Source organism: Pseudomonas sp. ABFPK, assembly GCF_001586765.1.
Taxonomy (GTDB): domain Bacteria; phylum Pseudomonadota; class Gammaproteobacteria; order Pseudomonadales; family Pseudomonadaceae; genus Aquipseudomonas; species Aquipseudomonas asiatica.
Window position 1 is genome coordinate 1 of sequence record NZ_LQXW01000058.1, and the last position, 6,950, is coordinate 6,950.

General features: G+C 57.8%; 8 protein-coding genes. 5 read left to right on the top strand and 3 right to left on the bottom strand.

Annotation, left to right across the window (positions count from 1 at the left end; all coding sequences use genetic code 11):
• Positions 1-107 precede the first annotated feature (107 nt).
• Together umuC and WM94_RS25430 are read left to right on the top strand one after the other, a co-directional pair.
• Positions 108-1,361 carry a translesion error-prone DNA polymerase V subunit UmuC gene (umuC, locus tag WM94_RS25425; protein ID WP_061552406.1) on the top strand — a complete coding sequence of 418 codons (1,254 nt, stop codon included), beginning with the start codon at positions 108-110 and terminating at the stop codon, positions 1,359-1,361.
• Positions 1,355-1,597: a hypothetical protein gene (locus tag WM94_RS25430; protein ID WP_061552407.1), complete on the top strand. Its 243-nt coding sequence runs from the start codon at positions 1,355-1,357 to the stop codon at positions 1,595-1,597. The genes umuC and WM94_RS25430 overlap by 7 nt, the downstream gene beginning before the upstream one ends.
• A 187-nt stretch (positions 1,598-1,784) precedes the next feature.
• On the opposite strand, the gene WM94_RS25435 is transcribed toward WM94_RS25430, so the two are convergent.
• The gene (locus WM94_RS25435; protein ID WP_232881749.1) at positions 1,785-2,099 is read right to left on the bottom strand and encodes an integrase; all 315 of its coding nucleotides are present in this window, start codon (positions 2,097-2,099) and stop codon (positions 1,785-1,787) included.
• Between the two features lie 198 nt (positions 2,100-2,297).
• On the opposite strand from WM94_RS25435, the gene WM94_RS25440 reads away from it, so the two are divergent.
• Both WM94_RS25440 and WM94_RS25445 read left to right on the top strand, forming a co-directional pair.
• The gene (locus WM94_RS25440) at positions 2,298-2,657 is read left to right on the top strand and encodes a DUF6713 family protein (RefSeq protein WP_061552408.1); all 360 of its coding nucleotides are present in this window, start codon (positions 2,298-2,300) and stop codon (positions 2,655-2,657) included.
• A gap of 532 nt (positions 2,658-3,189) precedes the next feature.
• Positions 3,190-3,519, top strand: coding sequence for a hypothetical protein (locus WM94_RS25445; protein ID WP_256207055.1), 330 nt, complete (start codon positions 3,190-3,192; stop codon positions 3,517-3,519).
• Positions 3,520-3,649: 130 nt separating this feature from the next.
• Here the strand turns inward: WM94_RS25445 and WM94_RS25450 are convergent, their stop codons facing one another.
• Positions 3,650-4,315 carry an SOS response-associated peptidase gene (locus WM94_RS25450; RefSeq protein ID WP_061552410.1) on the bottom strand — a complete coding sequence of 222 codons (666 nt, stop codon included), beginning with the start codon at positions 4,313-4,315 and terminating at the stop codon, positions 3,650-3,652.
• Between the two features lie 130 nt (positions 4,316-4,445).
• A complete protein-coding gene (locus tag WM94_RS25455; RefSeq protein WP_061552411.1) occupies positions 4,446-5,813 on the bottom strand; it encodes an HD domain-containing phosphohydrolase in 1,368 nt (455 codons plus the stop codon).
• Positions 5,814-5,984: 171 nt separating this feature from the next.
• Between WM94_RS25455 and WM94_RS25460 the strand changes: the two genes are divergently transcribed.
• A partial coding sequence (locus WM94_RS25460; protein WP_256207056.1) for a cytochrome-c peroxidase occupies positions 5,985-6,950 on the top strand: 966 nt, incomplete at its 3' end.

Sequence of the window (6,950 nt, forward strand, 5' to 3'; positions counted from 1 at the left end):
AGCCCACACAAGCTCCATCAACCGCCCCCCCAACCTATGATCTAAACCAATGCTTCTATGGTTGCTTTCTAAATTACTGTTTATAAAGTACTTACCTTCTAACTTTTATCAAGCCCCAGAACAACTCGTTCTACGCGAGCTGCGAGCGCGTGTTTCGGCCCGACTTGGCCAAGACCCCAATCGTCGTGTTGAGCAATAACGACGGCTGCGTGATCGCTAGGTCATACGACGCTAAGCCATTTGTGAAGATGGGCGAGCCGTTTTTTCAGGCGAAGGACAAGCTGCGCCGACACGGCATCATGGCCTTCAGCAGTAACTATGCGCTCTACGGCGACATGAGCGAGCGCGTCATGACGCTGATCGAATCGATGGTGCCGGCTACAGAGATCTACAGTATCGACGAGTGTTTCGCTGACCTCTCCGGCATTCAGGAAAACCTGACCCAGTTCGGGCGAAAGCTGCGCTCGAGGATTTTCCAGTGCACGGGAATTCCGGTGGGCGTCGGCATTGCTGGCACGAAGACGCTCGCGAAGCTGGCCAACCATACGGCCAAGCGCCTGCAGGCACAGACGGGTGGAGTGGTCGATATCACCGATCCGTTCAAGCGCGATTGGGTGTTGCGCAATACCGAGGTAAAGGAAGTGTGGGGCATTGGCCGGCGTATGACTGCTCACCTTGAAGCGATGGGTATCCGCACAGCCATGGACTTGGCCAAAGCTGACGCCTGGACACTCCGCCAGAAGTTCAGCGTTGTTGTTGAAAAGACGGCTCGGGAGCTCGCTGGCACGCCATGCCTTGAACTGGACGAGGCTGAACCGCCGAAGCAGGAGATCTGCTGCAGTCGGATGTTCGGAAAGCGGCTGACTGAGCTGGCGCCGATCAAGCAGGCCGTGGCCACTTACGTTGGACGGGCTGCAGAAAAGCTCCGGGCTCAAGACTCCGTGTGCAAGCGAATGCGCGTGAGCATCCGCACCGGCATGTTCAACCCGGACGAGGCGCACCACGCCCAGGGCGCTTTGGTGGAACTGCCATACCCAACTTGCGACACGTTGCTGATGACTCGACTGGCCACGGATGCGGTCGCGCGGATCTTTAGGCCTGGGTTCCGCTACAGCAAGGCCGAGGTGTTGCTGATGGACCTGCGGCAACCAGGTGAGTTTTCAGAGGATTTGTTTGCGCTCAAGCAATCGGTGGCATGTGACCGGCTGATGCAGGTGATGGATAACATCAATGAGCGCTGGGGGAGGGGGACCATGCGAGCCGCCAGCGTGCCGGCGACACCGGACTGGGGGATGAGGAGGGAGATGATGAGCCAATCCTACACGACACGTATTGATCAGCTGTGGACGGTTAAATGTTGAGCTTGCCATCGGCCTGGCTGGCCGAGCTCAATGACCAGCACGCACTGATAGCAGATCCTGATGGCCGGGCCACGGTGCTTACGGAATTGGCGGTATCTGCCCACCGGCGGTGTGACGTTGACGCGGACCAGTTGGCTGACATGCTGGAGTTCGCCGAGTCGGCGAGATTGTGGGCGCTCGAGCATGACCAGCCATGCGGCCCGCTGCGCGTCGATCTGGGGTCGACGAGGCGCTGAGTGAAGTGATAGTCATCCGAGTGCGATACCAATTCTGATACCAATGATCGGGTATCCAAGGGTACTGGAGGGGCAGTTAGTCCAGCAAAATCAACCCTTTATCACCGCCGAACACCCCTAAGAAATCGCATGGTGATGTTGGCGGTAGAAATCAAGTGCTTGTCCTGCGGGGGTTCCAGAGGTGTATTTAGGCCCTCTCGTCAGTTTTGGGCCAATTTTGGGCCAATTCGACTCGGGGCGGCAGCTTCTCCAGCTCCCTCCAGTCCGAGGAGGAGCTGATCCATTTCGCGTAGGTAGAAAGCAACATCTCAACGCTGTGACCAGGCTGGTTCGCGATGAACGCGGGGTTCATCCCAGACATCAGGCACATGGTGGCGTAGGTGTGGCGGGTGTCGTACTGACGGCGTTCACGGATGTTCAGCGCCTTGAGCGCCGATTTGAAGTGGCGGATTGTAACACTTGGCTCGTTGATCCACAGCCCACCTTTGCTCGGTTGGAACACAAATGGGCTGACCGGGTGCGCTGACCTGGATACCACGCGCCGGAGCGTTGCCATCCTCTGGGCCTGCTGGATGGCATTCAGCGCGCTCGTTGAGCAGCACTGATCTGCGAATATTTCTAAGCGTCGCATAGAGGCGCGAGATATCATCGTCAGCGCTTTGCTCAGGGATGATCACCACTAGCTGAAGGGATTGCTTACATGGAAAGAAGCTATTTCGTAACGATGCTTGCACTGATTCTTCATCAAATAGATGCTGCGTATTGGCACGAGTGGGAGATGTTTTTCCTACCTGGTGGGGTACAGGGCTTTCTCCTGTTCAATATCTTGGCAATACCAGTGTTGCTGGTTGGTTATCGAAGCGTGTTGCTGGGTACGGTCAACGCGGTGTTTTTCGCCAAAGTTTGTGTTGGCCTAGGCCTGATCACGTTCCTTGTCCATGCCGGCTTCGGATTGGCTGGATATCACCAGTTTCACCTGCCTGCTTCGATCTCCATCCTCATTCTGTGCTTGGCCAGCTCTGTATGGCTGATGGCAGGGATACGATCCTCATCGCAATGATCGCAGGCGCCGCGCTTACGATCCTGCATCGCTGCACATTTAAATAACACTCCGGTGCAGCCTGCGATGGGGAGCAGGGCATCGGGCAGTTAACGTCAGGCTGAAGTGATGCTGGTTGTTCGGGCTACTAAGCGGCCACCGATGGGTGGTAGCGGCTCAGCGCGTCGATGCAGCACACGGTGCGCCACTGGTGGTGCAGGTTTTTACGTGCTCTCCATTCTTCCCGGGCGGGAAGATAGACGGCAATTCGGTGAAATGCGCTTTGCCCCTGAGCACACCGTTGGAGCGCGCAGGCCATTCCATCGTCATGGATGCTCCAAGCGTTGGCCTCATCGGGGAGGCGTCATTGTTTGAAAGGGGGTGATATTCTCCCCCCGCTTACCAAACAGGGAGATTGGTAATGGGTTTGTTGCGAAGGTTCAGGACGTTTGGCTTACGAATAAAGCCGACTAGATCTCCAACGGCAGCGTTCGTATGGCTTGCGATTTGGATAGCGATCCTGCGATATGGGGACCCATCCGCGTCATTTATCATGTATTCGGTGCCTTTCGGCATTGCTCCGATCGCGCTGGGGCCGCTGGAGCTGCTGCCAGAAAAGTGGCCCAGGCTCAATTTTCTGGCGAATGCCCTGGCCAGCGGTTTCTTCTTTGTCAGCATCATGTTCGCTGGCGTGGCACTATCTTATGAAATGCCATTGGAGAGTGGCGGAAGAACAACGTTCTGCCTTGGCCTCTGGGCTTTACAGCTGTTTATTTTGCACAAGGCTCAGCCCTGGATAAAGCAGTCACCTTTTCGTCGACTTGGCGAGTATCGCATGGCGTACTCCCCTCCGGAGGCCAGCCAAAGAGCCGAGCGGGATTGACGTTGGTGCTGGGGGAATGAGCAGTCGCCCGAAAGTGGTGATCGGCCCGTGGTATCTGTCCAAGCTGTTCAAACGGGTTCCGTACAGGTCGATTTCTGATACCAAAGCGCGCGGAAAGGATTTGCCTCCATTACTGAAGCGGGTTTATCAGCTCGGCACCTTGGTTACGCACATTCCCCACGGCGATACCCACCCGGTACCACTCGAAGGCTTCGGCCGGCTCACCCAGGTTGAGCACCAGTTGTTCTGCGCGCTCGCTCGGCATTGCTGCCGCGATCCACTCGTACGCCAGTTCTGGCGACAACACGACAGGCCGGCGGTTGTGAACGTCGACCATTCCGCCCTGAGCGTCGGCGGTAATGATGACGAACCCGTCGTGCTCTGTGCCGGTGAACTGGCCGATCGAGGCGCAAAGGGCAGGGCGCCCATCCTGGCGGCGGATGTAGTACGGCTGCTTCTTCGGCCCACCTTCATCAACCCATTCGTACCAGCCGTCGATTGGGGTGATGGCCCGGTGCGGCCAGATCGCCCGGAAGAATGGGCCATGCGCCACCTTCTCGACGCGGGCGTTGATCGGCGCAGCGCGATCGGTCGCCCAGTGCGGCCGCCATCCCCACTTCACCAGGTCCGCTCGTGGGCCTGCATCATCCATCCGCAGTACTGCCACCGGCGTGGTCGGCGCGATGTTGTACCGGCCAAGCGGCTGGTCGCCGACGTTGTTCCGCCAGGCCTCTGGCAGGCTCAGGGTTTCAACGAAGTCATGTATGCCACGGTACTGGCTGAGCCTTCCGCACATACGCCCTCCTACCGAAACCTGAAGGATAGCCGTTGGCTGGTAGTAGTGCCGGCAGTCATACGGAGACGGCCAGGCACCCAGCATGCCACGATGCATGACCAACGGATTTCAGCACCTGCCCGCAACGGGGTCAGCCTGCCGTTGCGGGCGATGGCTGCAGGCTGCCTGCCTGCTCGGGAACCCTGACGAACACGCTGTATCTGCCACCTTCCATTTCTTCGAAGGCAATCAGTTTTTTCACCAGCGCACCGTTCAGTACCTTGCCGGCATTCAATAGCAGCATGCCGTTGTCGGCGTTGAGGTTGCGCGCCAGTATCATGCCATCCGCCAGTTCGTGCGTGCTCAATACCTTGATCGCCGGGTCGGTCAAGGTAATGTCGCGCATATACTCGGCACAGACGTTGACGAAGTCTTCCACCAAGTCTGGGTCATACAGCTTTCCAGCATACTTGCGTATGTAGAGCAGTGCCTCATCGCTATTGAGCTGGCGATCCAGGACCAGTCCGCGCTGCAATTCGATGAAATCCACAGCCATTTTCAACCAGCGGGCGCCCAGTGGAATTGCCGCGCCCTTCAGGTGGCCCGGAAAACCGCTGCCATCCCAGCGTTCCTGGTGGTGAAGTATGAGTTGTGCAGCCTCTTTTATTGGCTCCAGGGTCATGACCAGCGCTTCGCTCTGTTTCGGGTATGACCGGTACAGTTCGCGCTCTGGTGGAGGTATGAGATCGGCAGGGCAGGTGAGCATGTTGTCGGTCCAGCTCATCTTGCCGATGTTGTAGAGGGCTGCAGCCATGGTCAGGTTGCGACAGGTACCTTCGTCCAGTCCATGGCTGGTGCAATACACCCGTATCAATTCTATGACTTGCCGGTTGGTCTGCTTGGCCTTGGGCAGACGCATGTTGCCTAACTGCGAAAAGAACTCGGTGGTGGTCACGTAACTGCGCTTGAGTTCTTCATAGGCAAGGTCAAGCATGTCGGCAGTTTGCTGCAGCTCGGCGGTGCGCGCCACTACACGCTGTTCAAGGCTTTCGTTAAGCGCCTTGAGTTGCCTGATCTGTAACTGAGTCAGTTGTTCCAGGCGCTTTCGCTCGCTTTCCGAATGCTGGTGGGCCAATGCCTGGCGCAGAGTGACCAACAGTTCTTCATCATTCCAGGGTTTGCTGATGTAACGATAGATGTGCCCATCGTTGATGGCTTTTGCGATGGTGTCCGTGTCAGCGTAACCCGTAAGCAGAATGCGCAACGTATCGGGAAAACGCTCATGTACGTGGGCCAACAGCGTTGCCCCGTCCATGTTTGGCATGCGCGCATCACTCATCACCAGATTGATCGGGCGTTGTTGGAGCAGTTGCAGGGCGTCGGCACCGCTTTCGGCAAGGAGGAGTTCGTAGGGTTGGTTGCGAAGTAGACGACGAAGGCTGCTGAGAATCGAGGGCTCGTCGTCAACCAGAAGTATCACCGGCTTGTCTGCTGCGCCATCGGTAACGGGTAGCTCCATGGGTCCCTCCCTGCTGGTCTCGGCCAGATTACTCCCAGGCCACAGCCTAGATGATATTTGCCCCTGCCGTTAGCTTTTGCCTGTTGGCCTCACTATGCTCGGAGACAGGTGCATCTTGCCAGGGAGGGTCATGCTGTGCCGATTTGTCTGCAGGTTCGCATCGTTGCCTCGATGCTTGTCGTTTTACCGGCATGGGTGCTGGCCCAGAGCATCGGCGGGCCGCTCACGCCATTGCCGGCGGTGCCTGAGCTTGACCCTGCCCGGGTGGAACTGGGGCGCAAACTGTTCAATGACTCGCGTTTGTCCCTCGATAGCAGCCAGTCCTGTGCTGATTGCCATCGCCTGGATCGTGGTGGCGCGGACGGGCAGGCGCGCTCGCCTGGTGCAGATGGAAAACCCTTGCCAGTTCACACCCCCAGCGTCTTCAACGCCAGCCTGAACTTCCTGCAGTTCTGGGATGGGCGCGCGCAATCGTTTGACGGCCTGGTGCACCTGGCAACCGGTAATACGGACGGCAAAGAAGATGGCTGGGCTACCGCGGTTCAACGAATTGCTGACGATCCGGCTTACCAGACGGGGTTCGCCGAAGCCTATGGCAAGCCGGTGACCACCATTGATGTCAAAGATGCCCTGGTTACGTACCAGCGCACCCTGCTGACACCCGATTCACGCTTCGATCGCTATCTGAAAGGAGATACCAGCAGCCTCAGCCTGGAAGAGAAGCATGGCTATCAGCGCTTCCAGGAGTACGGTTGTATAGCCTGCCACCAGGGTGTGAATATCGGCGGCAACATGCTGCAGAAGTTCGGCGTCTTCGATGATTATTTCGCCAACCGTGGCAATGTTACCGGGGCAGATCGGGGACGCTACAACGTGACAGGTGACCCGGACGACCTCCACCTGTTCAAAGTTCCAAGCCTGCGAAACGTGGAGGTGACTGCCCCTTACTTTCATGACGGTTCGGCGCCCACCTTGGAAGCAGCCGTCGATGCCATGTTTCATTATCAGTTTGCGGATTCCACGCCATCCGGCCACCCAGTCCGCTCTCATCTGGCCAGGCATTCCACGGCCATCTGGCCACCTGTTCCACGGCCATCCGGCCGGGCAGTCGGAGCGCAGCGACGCAGGGGGGGCATT

Coding starts and splice junctions, on each gene's coding strand:
- WM94_RS25430 (WP_061552407.1), top strand. CDS start 1,355: ATGTTGAGCTTGCCATCGGCCTGGCTGGCCGAGCTCAATGACCAGCAC.
- WM94_RS25440 (WP_061552408.1), top strand. CDS start 2,298: ATGGAAAGAAGCTATTTCGTAACGATGCTTGCACTGATTCTTCATCAA.
- WM94_RS25445 (WP_256207055.1), top strand. CDS start 3,190: ATGTATTCGGTGCCTTTCGGCATTGCTCCGATCGCGCTGGGGCCGCTG.
- WM94_RS25450 (WP_061552410.1), bottom strand. CDS start 4,315: ATGTGCGGAAGGCTCAGCCAGTACCGTGGCATACATGACTTCGTTGAA.
- WM94_RS25455 (WP_061552411.1), bottom strand. CDS start 5,813: ATGGAGCTACCCGTTACCGATGGCGCAGCAGACAAGCCGGTGATACTT.